15 protein-coding genes are annotated in these 18,803 nt (G+C 45.7%); 9 read left to right on the forward strand and 6 right to left on the reverse strand.

Annotation, left to right across the window (positions count from 1 at the left end):
• The first annotated feature begins 63 nt into the window (after positions 1-63).
• On the forward strand, positions 64-570 hold the full coding sequence (locus tag ACP7FG_RS07460) for a DUF2937 family protein (RefSeq protein WP_439226000.1): 507 nt from the start codon (positions 64-66) through the stop codon (positions 568-570).
• Here the strand turns inward: ACP7FG_RS07460 and ACP7FG_RS07465 are convergent.
• Positions 521-2,200 carry an isovaleryl-CoA dehydrogenase gene (locus ACP7FG_RS07465; RefSeq protein WP_439226001.1) on the reverse strand — a complete coding sequence of 560 codons (1,680 nt, stop codon included), beginning with the start codon at positions 2,198-2,200 and terminating at the stop codon, positions 521-523. The two genes, ACP7FG_RS07460 and ACP7FG_RS07465, sit on opposite strands and share 50 nt — an antisense overlap.
• 130 nt (positions 2,201-2,330) lie before the next feature.
• On the opposite strand from ACP7FG_RS07465, the gene ACP7FG_RS07470 reads away from it, so the two are divergent.
• From ACP7FG_RS07470 to ACP7FG_RS07480, 3 genes are read left to right on the forward strand one after another with little or no spacing between them, the layout of a single operon-like run.
• Complete coding sequence (locus ACP7FG_RS07470) at positions 2,331-3,740, forward strand: diguanylate cyclase (protein WP_439226002.1); 1,410 nt, start codon at positions 2,331-2,333, stop codon at positions 3,738-3,740.
• On the forward strand, positions 3,740-5,098 hold the full coding sequence (locus ACP7FG_RS07475; RefSeq protein ID WP_271331494.1) for an MBL fold metallo-hydrolase RNA specificity domain-containing protein: 1,359 nt from the start codon (positions 3,740-3,742) through the stop codon (positions 5,096-5,098). The genes ACP7FG_RS07470 and ACP7FG_RS07475 overlap by 1 nt, the downstream gene beginning before the upstream one ends.
• A gap of 53 nt (positions 5,099-5,151) precedes the next feature.
• Positions 5,152-5,670, forward strand: coding sequence for a porin family protein (locus ACP7FG_RS07480; protein ID WP_199494709.1), 519 nt, complete (start codon positions 5,152-5,154; stop codon positions 5,668-5,670).
• A gap of 42 nt (positions 5,671-5,712) precedes the next feature.
• Here ACP7FG_RS07480 and ACP7FG_RS07485 read toward each other — a convergent pair whose 3' ends face one another.
• Positions 5,713-6,411 (reverse strand): nucleoside-binding protein, encoded by a 699-nt coding sequence (locus ACP7FG_RS07485; protein WP_199494708.1) that lies wholly within the window; start codon positions 6,409-6,411, stop codon positions 5,713-5,715.
• A 170-nt stretch (positions 6,412-6,581) separates the two neighbouring features.
• On the opposite strand from ACP7FG_RS07485, the gene ACP7FG_RS07490 reads away from it, so the two are divergent.
• Positions 6,582-8,171 carry an EAL domain-containing protein gene (locus tag ACP7FG_RS07490; protein WP_439226003.1) on the forward strand — a complete coding sequence of 530 codons (1,590 nt, stop codon included), beginning with the start codon at positions 6,582-6,584 and terminating at the stop codon, positions 8,169-8,171.
• Between the two features lie 46 nt (positions 8,172-8,217).
• A complete protein-coding gene (locus tag ACP7FG_RS07495; protein ID WP_417442405.1) occupies positions 8,218-8,913 on the forward strand; it encodes a 2OG-Fe(II) oxygenase in 696 nt (231 codons plus the stop codon).
• 37 nt (positions 8,914-8,950) lie between these two features.
• On the opposite strand, the gene ACP7FG_RS07500 is transcribed toward ACP7FG_RS07495, so the two are convergent.
• The gene (locus tag ACP7FG_RS07500) at positions 8,951-11,725 is read right to left on the reverse strand and encodes a M16 family metallopeptidase (RefSeq protein ID WP_439226004.1); all 2,775 of its coding nucleotides are present in this window, start codon (positions 11,723-11,725) and stop codon (positions 8,951-8,953) included.
• Between the two features lie 214 nt (positions 11,726-11,939).
• Here ACP7FG_RS07500 and udk point away from each other — a divergent pair, with 214 nt between their 5' ends.
• Positions 11,940-12,572, forward strand: a complete 633-nt coding sequence (gene udk, locus ACP7FG_RS07505) for a uridine kinase (protein ID WP_054487310.1) — start codon at positions 11,940-11,942, stop codon at positions 12,570-12,572.
• Positions 12,573-12,585: 13 nt separating this feature from the next.
• Positions 12,586-13,794: a NupC/NupG family nucleoside CNT transporter gene (locus tag ACP7FG_RS07510; protein WP_054487312.1), complete on the forward strand. Its 1,209-nt coding sequence runs from the start codon at positions 12,586-12,588 to the stop codon at positions 13,792-13,794.
• 19 nt (positions 13,795-13,813) lie between these two features.
• Here ACP7FG_RS07510 and tesB read toward each other — a convergent pair whose 3' ends face one another.
• Positions 13,814-14,674 carry an acyl-CoA thioesterase II gene (gene tesB, locus ACP7FG_RS07515; protein WP_054487313.1) on the reverse strand — a complete coding sequence of 287 codons (861 nt, stop codon included), beginning with the start codon at positions 14,672-14,674 and terminating at the stop codon, positions 13,814-13,816.
• Between the two features lie 259 nt (positions 14,675-14,933).
• Between tesB and acnA the strand changes: the two genes are divergently transcribed.
• Positions 14,934-17,603, forward strand: a complete 2,670-nt coding sequence (acnA, locus tag ACP7FG_RS07520; protein ID WP_439226005.1) for an aconitate hydratase AcnA — start codon at positions 14,934-14,936, stop codon at positions 17,601-17,603.
• 44 nt (positions 17,604-17,647) lie between these two features.
• Here acnA and ACP7FG_RS07525 read toward each other — a convergent pair whose 3' ends face one another.
• Both ACP7FG_RS07525 and folK read right to left on the reverse strand, forming a co-directional pair.
• Positions 17,648-18,355 carry an SDR family NAD(P)-dependent oxidoreductase gene (locus ACP7FG_RS07525; RefSeq protein ID WP_439226006.1) on the reverse strand — a complete coding sequence of 236 codons (708 nt, stop codon included), beginning with the start codon at positions 18,353-18,355 and terminating at the stop codon, positions 17,648-17,650.
• Positions 18,352-18,780 carry a 2-amino-4-hydroxy-6-hydroxymethyldihydropteridine diphosphokinase gene (folK, locus tag ACP7FG_RS07530; protein WP_224797554.1) on the reverse strand — a complete coding sequence of 143 codons (429 nt, stop codon included), beginning with the start codon at positions 18,778-18,780 and terminating at the stop codon, positions 18,352-18,354. Before folK ends, ACP7FG_RS07525 begins: the two co-directional genes overlap by 4 nt.
• Positions 18,781-18,803: the final 23 nt, after the last annotated feature.

The following is an 18,803-nucleotide window of genomic DNA, read 5'->3' on the forward strand; positions in this document are numbered from 1 at the left end:
ATTAAGTTTGATTGTTACTCAAGGTCTACTCTAAAGTGGTTTCAGGACTTTTAAGGAGAGGCCATGGGAATCTTCACATCCTATCTACGAATGGTTTTACTGATTATCGGTGTATTGGCGGGAATACAGTTGCCCGGCTTTGTCGATCAGTATGGAAAAAGCTTACAGGCACATTTAATTGAGTCTGAACGCAGCCTTAATGAATTTCGCGACGAGGCTGAAAAGTTTTTTGACGGTAGCATTGAAGAACTTATCGCCCATTATCAAGCCAGCGACGACAGAGTTTTTCAGGAAGGTGGTCAGAGTATCAGTGCAATTTATCAACGCTACCAACAGCTGAATAAAGCTCATAAAAATTTCAATCAAAATGCATGGAATGCCTACCAACAGGCGTTTTTTACACCTGTGGAAGATATTCAGCAAGAGGTTAGAAGCGACTTTTCTTACACCGTAAGACTGAACCCCGGTGCTATTTTGTTTGGCCTGGTTTCGGGGTTAATACTGGCGGTATTTGGTGAACTTATTGTTCGACTGCTGGCGAGGCCTTTTCGACAATCGCAGCGCAGTTAAGCCCGCTGGGTAGTGTGCCGTAATTAAACCCGCCATTAACATCAAGCCGACCCGCGCAAAAGGCGTCCGCCATTTCCGGGGTTGCATGTTGAACCAGTAACGCCGCCTGGAGGCCAACGGCCATAGAATCAGCAATGGTGCGTGCTCGATATTGTAGGGCTTGGCTGTTACTAAACTCCTCTTTTAGCTTGATCATAAACTGGTCTAGTCTTTTGTCAGCGCCTTTTGCACGTTGCAATTCTGCGAAATAAGCATCCAGGACCTCAGGCTGTTTCTCTATGGCTCTTAGAATATCAAGACACTGAACATTACCACTGCCTTCCCAAATAGCGTTGACGGGTGACTCACGGAAAAGTCTTGGCATAATGTGGTTTTCCATAACGCCACTCCCACCAATGACCTCCATTGCTTCATAGGCATGATTAGGCGTTCGCTTACAAATCCAGTACTTGCCAACAGGCGTAGCAATGCGTGATAACAGTTTTTCATGCTCGTTGTCCTGGTTATCCATTGCTCGAGCCACTCGCATCATGTAAGTCATGGCAGCTTCGCTTTCAAGTGTCAGATCAGCTAATAAGTTCTGCATCAGTGGCTGCTCGCTAAGCCTGGCACCAAAAGCTTCTCTGTTACTTGCGTGATGAATCGCCTGAGCCGTTGCCTGACGCATACCCGATGATGAGCCAATCATGCAGTCATAACGTGTGGTTGCGACCATCTCGATGATGGTTCGAACGCCTCGGCCTTCTTCACCGACCATCCAGCCCAAAGCACCGCGAAGCTCCGTTTCACTTGAAGCGTTCGCTGCATTGCCCATTTTCTGTTTCAATTGCTGAAGTTGGATAGGGTTTTTTGAGCCATCAGGGCGCCATCTTGGAACTAAAAAGCAGGACAGGCCACTACGAGTTTGTGCCAGCACTAAAAACGCGTCACACATGGGAGCGGAGACAAACCACTTATGACCAACCAGTTCGTATACCTGGCCGGAGCCTTCTGTTGTCAACGGATAAGCCCGTGTAGTGTTACGCCGTACGTCTGACCCTCCTTGTTTTTCCGTCATTGCCATACCAATAGTCACGGCATTTTTTTCTGTATGAGGAATGTTTCTCGGGTCGTATTGACGGGCGGTAATTTTTGGGGCCCACTCTTCGAATAGGCCAGGCTGATGCCTCAGTGCCGGAATTGCGGCAAAGGTCATGGTAATAGGACAGCCGTGTGAAGCTTCTACCTGCGTGTGAAGGTAATATTTAGCCGCGCGAGCGACATGGGCTCCTGGTTTCGGGTCACTCCATGGGCTGGCATGAAGCCCGTGCTCAATTGCTGTTGTCATTAATTGATGATAACTGGGGTGGAAGTCCACCTGATCAATGCGATGTCCGTAGCGGTCATGGGTACGTAATTCGGGTTGGTACTTGTTAGCCTGGAAACCAAGTTCAATGCTTTCTTTTTTACCTGCCAGTTCGCCAAAAGCAATAAGGTCGGAGTAAACCCAACTGGCACCTTCGCGCTCTACAGCTTGCTGCAGAGCTTTATCGGCCAGATAAAGGTTATAATTTTCTAATGGTTTAGGCTGGTTTTCTACTTCATGGGTGCTAGCCATAAACTGTTCGGCTTGTGGGTAGTGCTCTGTCATTTCTTACTCCTTGTTACTTCTGAGTGAAGCAGGATAAATTTTATTCGTCAATAGATAGACTAATGGTTGCCTTTTGAACGTTTTTTGATAACAGTAAGGTCAACAATTAACAACAAATGCAGTAGTTGCTTTGCTTCAAACTATTATTAGAAGTCTGATACTCGTCGTTGTCTGGATACTCCTTTGGCGTATTGCGGCAGTGATGGAATATGGACCACATGCGAGTATCTGGTTTCCCCCTGCGGGACTGACATTTGCCGCATTCCTGGTTATGAGCTGGCGGGCCTTTCCGGTCATTCTTATTGCCGGAGTTGTCACTACCTTCTGGGTTTCGGAGTTATACGGAGACGGTACTCCGGCTAAAGAGTTGCTAACTACGGGCGTTCTTTTTGGTTTTGCTCACACCTTACCTTATTTCTTAGGCGCCTGGCTGTTGCGATCAAAGCTTACTCGACTGGGCAGTTATGGGCTTGCCAGCACCATAATGACGTTTCTTGGTGTTGCTGCGCTTTCATCATTTTGCGCCGCCTGGTTGGGCACCGAAGTCATGATTTCAGGTAAGCTGCTGGAAGCCGACGCTATTTGGTATACCTGGCTGCCCTGGTGGATAGGAGATATGAGCGGGGTTATTGTTCTTTCACCGATTTTTATTGCTCTGATGAGTTGGCGTTATCCGCAACTGGAACATTGGCTTGGAGGGCTTAGCTTTACGGTAAAAACCGGTAACCAGAGCTCTTTTCTTTGGAAACTGCTGCTTATTCTGGCTTTGTTGAGTTTAAGCCTCATATTGACGGCAACCGCAAACAAAGATGAAGCGGCTTTCTCAATATTCTTCCTGATTCTCCCTTTACTGTGGGTTTCGTATACGGAGTCGCCTTTAAATACGGCCATATCATTAGCATTATTCAGCACTATTACGGCATTTTCTGTCGGCATCTTAGGGTTGATGGACTACGCTATTGTGTATCAGTTTGCCGTTACAATAATTGCGGCAAGCGCCTGGTTTGGATTAACGGTCCCGACACTCATGGCGCATAACGAGTTACTGACCCGGCAGGTTTCTGAGGATGGATTAACGAAAACAGCTTCGCGTGAACATTTTATGCAGAGTGCTGATGCTTTAATGAATTTGGGTAAGCGTCAAAATAAACCACTTTCGTTGATCATGTTCGATGTGGATGAATTTAAAAAGATTAATGATAGTTATGGGCATGTCGCCGGTGATTGCGCTCTTGTGCAGGTGACAAATATCGTTACTTCGGTGCTGAGAAGCAGTGACTTGCTCGGACGTTTTGGTGGTGACGAGTTTATGATTTTACTGCCGGAAAGTTCACTGCAATTTGCGGAAGAAACAGCTGAAAGGCTGCGAATGGAAATAAGCAGGGCGAGATTAGAGGGTACTAATCATGCCTTTTCTTGTAGCTTTGGAGTGGCTGAAGTCGTGCCGGATGAGCATATTATGGCAACTATCGACCGCGCTGATAAAGCGCTGTTAGTAGCCAAAAAGCGTGGGAAAAACTGTATAGCCAGGGAGAACTGATGCGTATTGTATTTTTAGGTGGAGCGGAAACCGTCACCGGGTCAAAATATTTGGTGGAAACAGATTCCACCCGAATTCTTATCGACTGTGGGCTTTTTCAGGGCTACAAATGGCTACGTAGACGTAACTGGCAGCCCCTGCCTATGGGGATAAACCAAGTGGATGGTGTGGTTCTAACGCACGCACATCTTGACCACTCTGGCTTTGTTCCTGTGCTGTATAAAGCGGGTTTTAGGGGCCCGGTCTTTGCCCATCATGCAACATCGGGACTCTGCGATATTCTACTCGCCGACAGCGGACGCATTCAGGAAGAAGATGCGAAGTATCTGGGAAAACACAAGTTAAGTCGACACGAAAAGCCCGAACCCTTATACGATGAAGCTACAGCAAAGTCAGCTATGAAGCTATTTCAGGGCGTTGAGTTTCATCAGCAGTTTGAAATAGGGGATATTAAGGTCACTTTGCAGCCGGCGGGTCATATTCTGGGCGCTTCAAGCGTTATTATAGAAGCAGAAGGCAAAAAAGTTGGGTTTTCAGGAGATGTCGGGCGGCCACAAGATATCATGATGTACCCGCCGGAACCTTTACCTGATTTAGATCTGCTATTGCTTGAGTCCACCTACGGCGATCGGCTGCACAAGGAAACTGAAGATGCAGAAGAGCAACTCGCTGCCGTGGTAAAAGAAACGTCTGAGGCTGGTGGTGTTTTACTAATTCCAAGCTTTTCTGTCGGCAGGGCGCAATTGTTGCAGTACTTATTAGTCAAGCTTATGGAAGAAGGCCGAATACCCAGACAACCCATCTATTTAGACTCTCCTATGGCAATTAATGTGTCAGGTCTTTATCAACGCTTTCATCAGCTGCATCGTTTGTCTGACTCTGATTGTGCCAGAACCTTTGGTACCGTTGAATATACGCGCTCAGTTGACGAGTCTAAGGCTATTGCCTCTCAGTCCGGACCGCATATTATTATTGCCGGAAGTGGTATGGCGACAGGTGGGCGTATTCTTCATCACTTTAAGCGCTGGCTAGGTGATCATCGCGCAACGGTTCTGTTTAGTGGCCACCAGGCAGGAGGAACGCGTGGGGCTAAAATGCTGCAGGGGGTTGAATCGATAAAGCTGCATGGCCAGTGGCTACCGGTCAAAGCCCGAATACGTTCGTTAGAAGGGTTGTCTGGACATGCCGATTACCAAGAGATTTTGGATTGGCTAGCGCAGTCTGAATTAAAGCCCAATACGCCGATACAATTAGTGCATGGTGAACTCGATGCTCTTGAGGCTTTTCGCGACTGCTTAATGCAACGCACATCTTATGATGTTGAAGTGGCTGATTATCAGGGGGTATATCACCTTTAGCCGGTTCTGTTAAAATACCTGTAACGGAAAAATTGTTTTTATAAGGAAATCCAATGGTGTTTTTTCGAGCGGCTTTATTAGGTAGTGCCTTTTTATTCTTTAGTGCGTTGAGTCAGGCGCAGGACAGTGGTTATTACGGAGCTGCATCTTTAGCTCAACTGAATGTTGATACGGAACTGGAAGGTACTCCTTCATTTACTCCGCATGTGGTCAACCTGATGTTGGGCTACCGCTATAGCAATAGCCTTTCTGCCGAAGCTCGTTATGGCTTTGGAGTACACAGCAGTAGTGATAGGGGCGTCAAGTTTGAGACCGATTATATAACCAGTCTATTAGCGAAGCCGCGCTTGTATTTGTCGCCAGAAGTTGCGTTATACGTGACCGGTGGCTTTTCCCGTGGGAAGTTTATGGTAGCTGGTGAAGATACAACGTTAAACAGCGTGAGCTACGGGGGCGGAATTCAATATGACCGGAACCCAAGAACCACTTATTTTATCGACTGGATAAAGCTGATTGATAAAGACGAATACGAGATTAATACTTTAAATATTGGTGTGACTTATCGTTTTTGAAGTGGACGTGAAAAAAAGGGGCTGTGATAGCCCCTTTTTTTGTTAGAAGTGCCATTTAACCAAAAGGTTAGGGTTTTTCTCTGTCACTCCGTCAATATAGAACTTATTACGCCAGTAAACATACTCAATACCCACGTAAAGAGGTGCCGATAATTCAAAGTAAGGGGCAATGTTCCACTTTAATTGAGAAGTGAAGTTAAGGTTCGCCGGGCCAACGTTGCTGATACCTGAAGCGTAATCAATGAAACCGTCAAACATCCACTGTGTTTCACCAATAGAGAAAGGTAAGCCCCAGCTGGCAGTCAACTGATAGTTATTTGGCAAGCCATCGTTATTTCTTTTATAAGCATCAAGCTCAAAGAACTGGAAACCGGGAACATCAAATGCGGCACCAATACCGTATAAGTAATTGGTAAAGCCGTCACCGACCTCAGCCGTTGTGGTGAAGCTAATATTTTTTACCGGGTTATCGTCAAACTCAAGCAGGTAGAATTCAGGTGAAAACTCGATATAGGTTTCGGTATCGCCGTTATCCGATTCCAGTCTGTCAGCAAAACTGAATATTTTGCCCCAACTATATCCGCCAACGTACTCCAGGGTGAGTACGTGACGATCGGGATCGCCGACTTCGTAATCGCTTCCGTTGAGATAGGTAAGGCTGGTGTCAGACCAATAACGTTCGGCGTTCACAGCAAAAGGAAATGAGCTGCACAATAGAAGTACTAATATCAGTTTTTTCATCGGGTATAACCTAAAAAGCAGTTAGCTGAGTTAAATTTGAGCGGATTATACGGGACTGGGTGAGTAAGGTTAAGTAAATATCTTGGGTTACGGACTGTTATTATCTCGGTAAATTCGGTACATTACAAAAAGCTAACATTTCTTTTGCGACTTAGGCCGAGCAAGCATGCATGCGTGACCAATTTTTGTTAAAGCAGTACATTAATACGCTTGAATCTGCAGCTTTGTGTGCGCGACTGTCGCCAAACGGCAACATTCGCTGGATGAGCTCTTCTCTCCATAAATTATTAGACATTCATTATCTGAAGCAAACCACGTCTTTTTCTGCCTTCCTGCATCAAGACAACCGTAACGATATAATGGATGCGATAAAACAAGCGACAGACAGTGGTGAGGCCTGGAATGGTTCACTTTGCCTGAATAGTAACAGTCGCAGCAATTGGTGTCGGTGTATGGCTATCCCTCTGTACGGAACCGATGGTCACTTAACCGAACTGGTTTTACTGTTTCAGGATATTTCGCGTGAAATGTACCTTGACGAGCTATTGCATGAAGCCCGGTTTGATCAGGTTACCGGGCTTGCGACACGAGTTGATTTATTGAATGACCTTAAACGTGTTGGCACACAATGTCTTGCCGTTATGGATATTCGTAAGTTTAGAAGCTATGCCGACTATTACGGTTTAGAGTTTGGTGACGAATTACTGCGCCAGTTTAGCCACTGGGCATCTGAGACTTTAAAAAGTAAACACATAAAAATTTATCGACTGTATAGCGACAAGTTTGCGCTTATCCCGGATTTTAGAATGATCCCTAATTTGTTCGAGGATCACCTGCTCAGTTTCTATCAGTCATTGCTATCAAAGAAGTTCGTGATTGGCAGTAGCGACATTGCGTTGGATGTTGCTATTGGCATGGGCGTTGGCCGTGGTAAGCAATTGCAATTGGCAGAAAGTGCGTTATCAAAAGCAAAAGTTATTTACTCGGGTTACAAAATTGAAGTGGTTTATGAAAAAGAATTTATGCATGAGAATAAAGTGAACTGGATACCGAAGATTCAGTCCGCTTTGACGGATCATCGCTTTGTGAACTATTACCAGCCCATTAAGAGCACAAAAGAAGGGCAGCCGAATTATTACGAAGCGCTGGTGCGGCTAAGAGACGATAACCACGATTTAGCCCCCGGACTGTTTCTCGATAAAGCAAAAGCAACACGTTACTACTGTGAAATTACGCGCTCTGTCATTGAGCAGGCGGTTCTTACCTCAGAACAATACCAGGTTGCCATTTCCGTAAATTTATCAATAGAAGACATTCTGAATGAAGAAACCGTAAGCTTCATCCATTATGTGCTTGCTGAGCATAAGAAAGCTCAGCTTATTTTCGAAATTACGGAAACTGAATCAACTGAGGACTTCACGAAAATCCAGTCCTTTGCGAAAGATGTTCGACGATTAGGCGGCCAAATTGCAATTGATGACTTTGGCGTTGGTTACTCTAATTTTTCGCGGCTGATACGCCTGCGTCCGGATTATTTAAAAATTGACGGCAGTATTGTTCAGAATGTATTACATGACCCGACAAGTGCCAGTATTCTCAATGGCCTAATTAGTATTTGTAAAGAGTTACGTATTCCTATTGTGGCTGAGTTTGTGGAGAACGAAGACGTGAATACCTACCTCTGCGACCAACAGATTGAATATCTGCAGGGATACTACATTGGCAAGCCATCCCCGGAAGTGAACCGCGTATTAAATTAAGCCTTTTTGATTTTTAAAACACATAAGGTCAGGAAAAGTCACTGCTATGAATGATTTCATTGAAACTTATGATAATGCTCTTTCGAGCGAGTTGTGCCAGCAACTCATCGATGTTTTTGAACAGTCCCCTCACACCTTTGATGGCCGAACGGGTGGTGGGGTGGATACCACGAAGAAGGTCAGTACCGATTTATCGCTCAATGCCCACCCGGAGTACCAGGAATTATTGCTGAAAATTCAGCAGACAACAGCACGTCACGCGTTGGAGTACTTTAAGAAGTACCGATTTGCTTTAATTGGGCCTGTGGCACTGACACTGCAACACCCGAAAACAAAACAACCTGTTGCTTTAACTAATGATAACTTTGATGAAGTTGCAAAAGGCAACGAAATGGCAATTATGCAAAAGCTGTTTCGGGTTGGCGCAATACAAATGCAGCGTTATAGAAAAGGCAAAGGCAATTACAATTACTGGCATTGTGAAGCTTATCCGCAAAAAGGATCTACTGAACCATTGCACAGAGCTTTATTGTTTATGTATTACCTGAATGACGTGGAAGATGGCGGAGAAACGGACTTTTATTATCAGGACCGTTCGTTACACCCTAAAGCGGGTCAAATGGTGATAGCACCTGCGTATTTTACTCATACTCACAGAGGAAGAACGCCGGTTTCTAACGATAAATATATTCTTACCAGTTGGATTCTGCACAGTCGTGCAGAGCAATTATTTGGCGCATAAAAAATCCCCCAGCCGGGAAGGCTGGGGGCGAACATCATTATTTAATGTCTTCTTCACTTAGGATAGTCACTTCCCCAAGGTTAAGTTCACGAATCTTATCTTCAATTTCAGCTAAGTCGCCAACAATAACCCAGGTCATAGCGTCAGGTTCTAGAACCTTATCGGCATTTTCATGAATATCGTTAAGGGTAATAGCGTTGATGCGCTGTCCATAAGCTTCCAGGTATTCAACGTCTTTGCCTTTATTGAAAGTACTGACCAAACCGCTAAGCAGGCTGCCCTTCGTTTCGTACGCGCCAGGTAGTTTAGCTGTTTTATTAGCTTTCACCTTGGCAAGTTCGTCTTCTGTAGCAGGCTTATCGCCTTCGTATTGAGTAAACTCTTTTACGATTTCCTCAACAGACTCTTTGGTTTTGTCCGTTTGCACTGGTGCCAAAGCCACTAACAAGCCCGGACCTTCGTTGTCCAGCCAAATTGAGCGAGCACCGTAAGACCAGCCTTTATCTTCACGTAAATTCATGTTCAGACGGCTGGTAAAACTACCACCAAGTATGGTGTTCATAACATCGATAGTGTCAGCGTTATCAACCTGACCAGAAGGTGCCAGCTGTCCGGCTATAATTAAAGACTGTGGGTTCCCTGGTTTATCAATAAGGAAAACACGGCTGGTTTCAGAGGCCATTGAAGCATCAAGCGATTTTTTAGGCGTGTCAGAAGCCGGAGCCTGCCAACTGGAAAACTGCTCTTCTAATAAAGACTGAGCTTGCTCAACGGTTGTATCACCAACGATAACCAACTTTGCGTTGTCGGGACGTAACCAGGTTTGCGCATGCTCGACCAAGTCTTTACGAGTTAAAGACTTGATAGACTCAACCGTACCTGAACCAGTTAACGGCTGACTATAAGCGTGACCTTCACCGAACATCAAGCCCGGAAGAACACGTAGAGCCTGAGTTTGAGGGCGTGCTTCTTCCTTGCGAATGCCTTCTATCCAGTTTGAACGTTTGCGTTCAATTTCTTCTTCAGAGAAAGCTGGGTTTTGCAGAACGTCATTCATTAACGCCAGGCTTTCAGCGAAGTTAACGCTGAGTGTGTCCATGCTAATACGTGAACTATCGAGACTGGCCGAGGCAGTTAAGTTGGTTCCTAAAGACTCTAAGCGCTTATTTAATTCTAGTGCACTCAGGTTTTCAGTACCTTCTTTTAGCATCGACATGGTGTAACTTGCTGTACCGAGTTTACCGCCAACATCTGAGGCATAACCACTGTCAAAAACCAGACTCATTTCAATAGTTGGTGTATCGCTGCGCTGTGCCAGATAAACTTCTAAACCATTGGACAAAGTAAATTGTTCAACTTCTGGCAACTCTAATTGCGGTAGGTCGCCGACATTAGGTAATTGTGAACGGTCTGCATCGGTCTCTTGCGCAGTGTAGTTAGGTTGTGGAACGACATTAAGAACGAAGTCGCCATGACTTAACCACTGTTCTGCAGCGTTTTGCAGGTCGTTGGTTGAAGCTTGTTTAGTCCACTCCATTTCTTTTTCGTAAAAGCCCGGGTCATTATGATAGACCCTGCCAGAGGCGAGTATGTCGGACTTGCCACCGAAGCCACCGACTTTTTCAGCGCGACGAACAAAGTCTGCCGTAGTGCTGAACTTAGTGCGTTGCAATTCTGCTGCTGTCGGGCCTTCTTGTATCAGGCGAGCAAGTTCTTCATCGATAATTTTTTCAATTTGTTCAAGTTCAACACCAGACTTGGCGTCGGCCGTGATCATAAATTGACCGGCCAGTTTGCGACCGTACTGGAAGGCTCCTACAGAACTGGCAATTTGCTCGTTGTAAACTAAACGTTCATAAAGTCGTGAGTTTTTACCGTTAGCTAAAATATCGGCCAGAAGGTTGAGGTACTCAGAGTCAGCAGTTCCCATTTGTGCGGTATTCCACACTTTATAAACTCGAGGAGCCGGAACGCGATCCTCCATGGTTGCACGTTTTTGTTCGTCGCGCTTAGCAACCCAGGCTTCATGCTTCTTCAATGGCTTGCCAGGTCCGATATCGGCAAAGTATTTAGTGACTTTCTCCTTTGCGGTTTCCACATCAATATCGCCTGCCAATACCAATACTGCATTAGCTGCGCCGTAGTAATCTTCAAACCACTGGTGTACGTCGTCCAGAGAAGCTGCGTTTAAGTCTTCCATTGAGCCAATAACAGACCATGAGTATGGGTGACCTTCAGGGAAGGTTTGCTCGGCGATATAGCTCCAGGCTTTACCATAGGGCTGAGCTTCACCTTGACGTTTTTCGTTTTGTACAACGCCACGCTGCTCATCGAGTTTCTCTTGAGTTACTGCTCCCAACAGGTGACCCATACGGTCAGATTCCATCCAAAGTGCCATATCAAGTGCTGGCGTAGGGACATTCTCAAAGTAGTTAGTACGGTCATTGTTAGTGGTGCCGTTCATTTCGGTAGCACCTGCGCGCTCAAAAGGACCGAAGTATTCGTCATCGTAGTTTTCGGTACCATTGAACATCAAGTGCTCAAATAAGTGAGCGAAACCGGTTTGTCCGGCTTTTTCATCTTTAGAGCCAACGGCGTACCAAACGTTTACCGCAACAATAGGGGCTTTGCGATCTTCGTGAATAACGACAGTTAAGCCGTTATTTAAAGTAAATGTCTCGTAGTTGACCTTTACTTCGGGAAACTGTGATTGGCTAACAGCCTGTTGGTTATTAGCTGATTGGGTTGACTGACAGCCTCCGAGAAGGGCTGTGGCTACCGCAACAGCGGTAATTGTTTTCATCATTTTCATTGTAGTTCCTGAATTATTTTTTATTAAGCGCCATTACTATACGAGAGTCATCACTAATATGCCTGCTTATGTTCAGGCTAAATTGTAACGAAATTAAACATATGGAAACTTGTGCTCAGATATTGTGAGAATAAAGGTAGCAGTCAAGTCTTTTAATTACGCAGACAATCAAGGATAATTGCGCGCGGTTTGCAGCAAATAGAAACGGAAGCTTGTGAGTAAAATAACAGTGATAGCTATAGCTGGCGCTTCAGCGTCAGGAAAGAGCCTGTTTGCCTCAACGGTGTATCAGGAGTTGGTGGCTGAGTTAGGAACTGACGGTATTGCTATTCTGGCCGAAGATGCTTACTACCGTGATCAGAGTCATATGACCATGGAACAGCGTGTTTTAACCAACTATGACCAGCCTGCCGCTTTCGAACACGATTTGCTGATGCAACATTTGCGGCAGTTAAAAGCCGGCGAAGCCGTTGAGATGCCGCAGTACAGCCACACTACTCATACCCGGTTGGAAGAATCAATACGAGTTGCGCCCGCAAAAGTTGTGATGGTTGAAGGTATTTTGCTGTTAACTGATGAGAAGTTACGCGAGCAGTTTGATATTTCGGTATTTATGGATACGCCGTTGGATATTTGTTTGCTGCGTCGTATCAAACGCGATATTGAAGAACGTGGGCGCACTTTGCAGTCGGTTACTGAGCAATATGAGCAGTATGTTCGTCCCGCATTCTTTGACTTTATATTCCCGTCTAAGCAGTTTGCTGATCTCGTTGTCACTCGCGGTGGTCAAAACGAAATCGCCATTGATATTATAAAAACAAAAATACGTCAGTTGCTGGCGGAATAAAATTGGTTCTTTTATGAATAGTATTCTCGGCGTTGCCGTCATATTTATCGTTGCATACTTGGTTTCAACGAACCGTAAAGCTATCCGCTGGCGTACCGTTTTAGGTGCTTTTGGCATTCAGGTTCTGTTGGCCGGCTTTGTTCTCTACGTACCTATTGGACGGGAACTTTTGTTCAGTTTCGCGCAAGGTGTTTCTGCCGTTATTGGTTATACCAAAGCGGGTATCGATTTCTTGTTTGGTAATCTTGCGTCCGAAGAGTTTGGTTTCGTATTCGCTATTCAGGTTCTTTCAGTCATTGTTTTCTTCTCCTCTCTCATTTCAGTTCTGTATTACCTGGGCATTATGAAGTGGGTAATTCGTATCTTAGGTGGTGGCTTGCAAAAGCTGCTTGGTACCAGTCGACCTGAATCGATGTCAGCTGCCGCTAATATTTTTGTGGGGCAAACCGAAGCACCTATGATGGTAAGACCATTTATAGGCACTATGACGCGCTCAGAGCTATTCGCGGTCATGGTTGGTGGTATGGCGTCGGTGTCTGGTTCGGTTTTAGCCGGTTATGCCGGTGTTGGCGTTGAGTTGAAGTACCTGATTGCAGCAAGTTTTATGGCAGCTCCGGGCGGTTTCCTCATGGCAAAAATGATGATCCCCGAATGTGAAAAACCACGTAACGACCTGGAAGAAGTGGAAGTAGAAGATAATTCAGCGAACGTTATTGATGCCGCAGCGCAGGGCGCGTCCAGCGGCCTGCAACTGGCTATGAACGTGGGTGCTATGTTGCTGGCCTTTGTTGCACTTATTGCATTGGTTAACGGTATCTTTGGCTGGGTTGGCGGTTGGTTTGGTTATTCTGAACTGACCTTACAGCAAATTTTCGGGTATGTATTTCAGCCGGTTGCCTATGTACTAGGCGTTAGCTGGGACGAAGCGAACCTGGCGGGAAGCTTTATTGGCCAGAAGCTGGTGATAAACGAATTTGTTGCCTACCTGGACTTCGTTAATTATAAGGACCAGTTAAGTCAGAACTCTCAGGTGATTATTACCTTTGTCCTGTGTGGTTTTGCGAACTTTTCATCCATTGCCATTTTACTGGGTGGGTTAGGTGGTATGGCGCCCAGCCGACGCCATGATATTGCTCGCTTAGGCATGCGTGCCTTATTGGCAGCGACTTTGGCAAACATGATGAGTGCCGCCATCGCCGGCTTCTTTGTTTCGTTGACCTAAACCCAAGGCGGGGCCGTATTTAACCGCGGTCCCGCATGACTCCTTCCTGAATCGTCGACGCAACTAACACACCATCTCGCGTGAAAATTTGCCCACGAACTAAACCGCGTTGACCGCTGGCCGAAGGGCTGTCTATTGCGTAGAGCAGCCAGTCATCCATGCGGAAATCGCGGTGGAACCACATGGCATGATCAACCGTAGCGACCTGCATGTTGGGTTGAGCAAAGCTGACGCCATGAGGCTGCAAGGCTGTTGGCAAGAAGTTAAAGTCTGACGCATAAGCCAATAAGTATTTATGAACGCGTTGATCATCCGGCATATTGCCGTTTGCTCTGAACCAGACGTAGCGGCGCGGCTCATCTTTTTCCGGCTTAAACGGGTTGTAAGGAGTAACAAACCGCATTTCTATGGGTTTGTCGCAAATGAACTTTTTGCGAAGTGGCGCCGGTATCAGTTCTTCATGCTCGCGATAAATATCCAAATCTGAAACTAGACCTTCAGGGCCGGGCACTTCAGGCATAGTGTCCTGATGCTCATAGCCATTTTCCTGCTGCTGGAAAGATGCAGTCATGTAAAAAATTGGCTTACCGTACTGTATGGCTTTGACTCTGCGGGCTGAAAAGCTTTTACCGTCGCGTATGGTTTCCACGTCGTAGACAATCGGCTTTTTCGCATCACCCGGACGTAAAAAATAGCTGTGAAAGGAATGGCAGACGCGCTCTTGCGGTAATGTTTCTTTAGCCGCCGACAAAGCTTGTCCAATAACCTGTCCACCAAAGACAGCGCCAAAGCCTAAATCCTGACTCTGTCCACGATAAAGACCATCCTCAATGCCTTCGAGGGTCAGTAAGTTGAGTAAATCGTCGAGTACCTGACTCATCCATTATGTCCTTATTGATTTCGGTAAGACTAACGTTCTGTTGATCTTAAACGCTTTTTAAAGACTATGTAATATAAACACAATTTATAATAAAAATAGTTGCTTAACTGAGTACTTAACCATCAGTTAATTGGCACAAATCTTTGATTTATGTTTTCATCAAAGCACAATTTCAATGGCTGAAACGGTTCAGTTTGTCTATATTTAAAAGACCGTTGAGCTAAAAACTACGCTTTTGGAAGCGAATGGGAGAGTATCTATGTCAGGCAAAGACAGTCTGAAAACCTTAAGTTCGTTAGACGTTAAAGGAAAAACCTTTCATTACTATAGCCTGCCTAAAGCAGAGGAAGCCTTAGGAGACATTTCAAAGCTTCCGGCTTCAATGAAAGTGTTGCTTGAAAACCTATTACGAAATGAAGATGGCGAAACCGTCACAAAAGACGATTTACAAGCCATGGTTGACTGGTCGAAAAAGAAAAAAATCGACCGTGAAATTCAATACCGCCCGGCGCGGGTTTTAATGCAGGATTTTACCGGTGTTCCGGGCATTGTCGATTTAGCGGCAATGCGCGACGCCGTAGCCAAAGCAGGGCATGACCCTGAAGTCATCAACCCGTTGTCACCGGTCGATTTGGTGATTGACCACTCGGTCATGGTCGACAAATACGCGACGGAACAAGCCTTTAAGGAAAACGTCCGCTTTGAAATGGAACGTAACAAAGAACGTTACGAGTTCCTGAAGTGGGGGCAGGGTGCCTTTGAAAACTTTCGTGTGGTACCACCGGGGACAGGCATCTGTCACCAGGTAAACCTTGAGTATTTAGGTAAGAGTGTCTGGACAAAAGAAGAAGACGGTAAAACTTTCGCCTACCCCGATACCTTGGTTGGTACCGACTCACACACCACTATGATTAACGGTATTGGCGTTTTAGGCTGGGGTGTTGGCGGTATCGAAGCCGAAGCTGCTATGTTGGGTCAGCCGGTTTCTATGTTGATACCAGAAGTTGTTGGCTTCCGTATGACGGGCGCGCTGAAAGAAGGTGTTACCGCGACGGATTTAGTCTTAACCGTAACTCAAATGCTGCGTGAAAAAGGCGTAGTAGGTAAGTTTGTTGAGTTTTACGGTCCTGGTCTGGACAACTTGCCGTTAGCTGATCGCGCAACCATTTCAAATATGTCGCCGGAATATGGTGCAACCTGTGGTTTCTTCCCGGTCGATGATGAAACCCTGCGCTATTTCCGTCTGTCAGGTCGTGATGAAGAAACTATTGAGCTGGTCGAGAAATACTCTAAAGCTCAGGGTTTGTGGCGTGACAATGATAACGAACCTGAGTACACCGATACGCTGGAATTAGACTTAAGCACCGTAACGGCTTCTCTGGCCGGCCCGAAACGCCCGCAGGATCGGGTGAATATGGAGCAGCTTGGCAGTAACTTTGACCTGATACTGGAAACTAACGGTAAGTCAGGCGAGAAAGACAAAGAAGTAAAAGTTAAAGGTAAGGATTATTCCTTATCGCACGGTGATGTTGTCATCGCTGCTATAACCTCTTGTACCAATACGTCAAACCCAAGCGTCATGATGGCAGCAGGCTTACTAGCTAAGAAAGCAGTGGAAAAAGGGTTGGTTCGTAAGCCATGGGTGAAATCGTCATTGGCTCCGGGTTCTAAAGTCGTTACTGATTATTTCGCAAAAGCTGGTTTAGACGAGTACCTTGATAAGCTTGGTTTTAACCTGGTGGGTTACGGTTGTACCACTTGTATTGGTAACTCGGGCCCGCTGGACGATGAAATAACGGAAGCCATTAACGAAGGCGACTTGACTGTGTCTTCGGTATTGTCAGGGAACCGTAACTTTGAAGGCCGTGTTCACCCTGAAGTTAAAGCGAACTGGCTGGCTTCACCACCGCTAGTGGTTGCCTATGCTTTGTCGGGTACAACGCGCACTGACTTGAGTAAAGATCCTCTGGGGAAAGACTCAGACGGCAATGACGTATTTTTGAAGGACATTTGGCCAAGTAGCGCAGAAATAGCTGAAGCGGTGAAAATGGTTGATAACGAGATGTTCGGCAAAGAATATGGCGAAGTCTTTGAAGGTGACGAAGAGTGGCAGTCAATTAGTGTTGCAGAAGGCAATACCTATAACTGGCAGGACGATTCTACCTACGTTAAGAATCCTCCGTTCTTCGAAGGTATTGATAAGCCTCTGCAAGCACCGAGCGACATTAAGGACGCTAATGTTCTGGCCGTGTTCGCTGATTCAATTACTACGGACCATATTTCACCGGCGGGCTCAATCAAACCGGATTCACCGGCAGGTAAGTATCTGCAGGAAAATGGTGTAGAAATTAAAGACTTTAACTCCTATGGTTCGCGTCGTGGTAACCATGAAGTGATGATGCGCGGTACGTTTGCCAATATTCGCATTAAAAACCAAATGCTGGATGATGTCGAAGGTGGTTACACCAAGTACATTCCTACTGGCGAGCAAATGGCCATTTACGATGCCGCCATGAAGTATATGGAAAACGACACGCCGCTGGTTGTATTAGCTGGTAAAGAGTACGGTACAGGCTCAAGCCGCGACTGGGCAGCGAAAGGTACAACGCTGTTAGGGGTTAAAGCGGTACTGGCTGAAAGCTACGAGCGTATCCACCGCTCTAACCTGGTAGGTATGGGGGTTCTGCCGCTGCAATTTGCTGAAGGCGAAGGTGTTAAAGAACATAAGTTGACCGGCGAAGAGCAGATATCGATTTTAGGCCTTGATGATAACCTCAAGCCTGGACAAATGCTGAAAGTTGTTGCTAAACGCAAAGACGGAAGCGAAGTCGAGTTTGAGGTTAAGTGCCGTATCGATACAGGTAATGAAATGAGCTACTACAAAAGTGGTGGTATCTTACATTACGTATTGCGCGGAATGCTTAAATAAGCGTCGCTATACTGAACTGAAACCCGGCCGTTGTGCCGGGTTTTTTATATCATTAAGCCACGGCCGCCGTCGACTTTAATGGACTCGCCGGTAATAAATGGGTTGTCGCGTAAAAAGCGAACGGTTTCTATCATTGGTTCTAAACCACCCTCAACTCGTAACGGTGTTTCATCCAAAACTTGCATACGATGCTCTTTATCATGTTCCGGTAAAAAGAGAATGGGCCCCGGCTGAATTGCGTTGACTCTTACCGATGGGGCTAAGGTTTTAGCGAATGACTGAGTCATATTGGCCAGTCCGGCTTTAGCTGCGCAATAAGCAATGTAATCGGTGGAGGGGCGATCAGCGTATATGTCCGTTATATTGATGACGAGTCCGTTTTCCGACTGACTTAGCTGCTGCTGAAGGCCGCTAATAAGAATGTAAGGGGCTATCCCGTGTACCTGAAACACGGCAGCAAGCGCTTTATTGTCGTTATCAACGGTTTCATTATCGAAAAAACAGGATGCATTATTGACCAAAAGCTCAATCGAATCAGTGGCGTTACTGATTGTTTTTATCATGCCCTGAATACTTTCTATATCGGTAAAGTCTGCCTGCACCGCTGTGGCACCGAGCGACTCTAACTCGCTTATACCGTCGTGTGAACTGTTGTAGTGAGCAAACAGTTGATAGCCTTCAGCCAGCAGCGCCTTTGATAGCTCAAAACCAAAGCGGCGGCCTGCACCTGTAACGAGTGCTGTCTTTTTCATGAGGCAATTCCTAAATCCGTTAATAATGAGGTTAAGTAATCAGGTACTTTGGGGTTATCACTTACCTTTCCCAGAATATCGATATCAATTGTGCGGTCTTTAAAGCTTCTTTGTGGATCAGAACGGTCACGTCCCAACGCCTCTTCAATGCGATTAAACTCTTGTTTAAGTTGCTCCGCGCTCATCGATGTTTGAATAATGAATAGGGCATTCAAAAAATCTCTTTTGGTATTCATATTCACCGGACGCGTAGGAATATTTCGTGAAAAGCTTATATTGCCGGATAAAGCTTCAAGAGCAGCTCTGGCTTTAGGGAAGTGACTCTGTGGTTCTATATTGGAACCTAAACTGCATAAATATTTTTGCATTGACTCATTGACCGCTAAACGTAAATAAGATGTTGAGATAACTACGGCTTTAAACATCAAATAGATGACTGCTTCAAACA

The sequence above is a fragment of the Idiomarina sp. ST10R2A5 genome, from assembly GCF_051842325.1.
In the GTDB taxonomy this organism is placed as follows: Bacteria; Pseudomonadota; Gammaproteobacteria; order Enterobacterales; family Alteromonadaceae; genus Idiomarina; species Idiomarina abyssalis.

Excerpts from the sequence above, each read along its gene's own strand:
- ACP7FG_RS07460 (WP_439226000.1), top strand. The coding sequence starts at position 64 with ATGGGAATCTTCACATCCTATCTACGAATGGTTTTACTGATTATCGGT.
- acnA (WP_439226005.1), top strand. The coding sequence starts at position 14,934 with ATGTCAGGCAAAGACAGTCTGAAAACCTTAAGTTCGTTAGACGTTAAA.
- ACP7FG_RS07525 (WP_439226006.1), bottom strand. The coding sequence starts at position 18,355 with ATGAAAAAGACAGCACTCGTTACAGGTGCAGGCCGCCGCTTTGGTTTT.
- ACP7FG_RS07500 (WP_439226004.1), bottom strand. The coding sequence starts at position 11,725 with ATGAAAATGATGAAAACAATTACCGCTGTTGCGGTAGCCACAGCCCTT.
- ACP7FG_RS07510 (WP_054487312.1), top strand. The coding sequence starts at position 12,586 with ATGAATAGTATTCTCGGCGTTGCCGTCATATTTATCGTTGCATACTTG.
- ACP7FG_RS07485 (WP_199494708.1), bottom strand. The coding sequence starts at position 6,411 with ATGAAAAAACTGATATTAGTACTTCTATTGTGCAGCTCATTTCCTTTT.
- ACP7FG_RS07495 (WP_417442405.1), top strand. The coding sequence starts at position 8,218 with ATGAATGATTTCATTGAAACTTATGATAATGCTCTTTCGAGCGAGTTG.
- tesB (WP_054487313.1), bottom strand. The coding sequence starts at position 14,674 with ATGAGTCAGGTACTCGACGATTTACTCAACTTACTGACCCTCGAAGGC.
- ACP7FG_RS07475 (WP_271331494.1), top strand. The coding sequence starts at position 3,740 with ATGCGTATTGTATTTTTAGGTGGAGCGGAAACCGTCACCGGGTCAAAA.
- ACP7FG_RS07465 (WP_439226001.1), bottom strand. The coding sequence starts at position 2,200 with ATGACAGAGCACTACCCACAAGCCGAACAGTTTATGGCTAGCACCCAT.
- ACP7FG_RS07490 (WP_439226003.1), top strand. The coding sequence starts at position 6,582 with ATGCGTGACCAATTTTTGTTAAAGCAGTACATTAATACGCTTGAATCT.
- folK (WP_224797554.1), bottom strand. The coding sequence starts at position 18,780 with ATGTTTAAAGCCGTAGTTATCTCAACATCTTATTTACGTTTAGCGGTC.
- ACP7FG_RS07480 (WP_199494709.1), top strand. The coding sequence starts at position 5,152 with ATGGTGTTTTTTCGAGCGGCTTTATTAGGTAGTGCCTTTTTATTCTTT.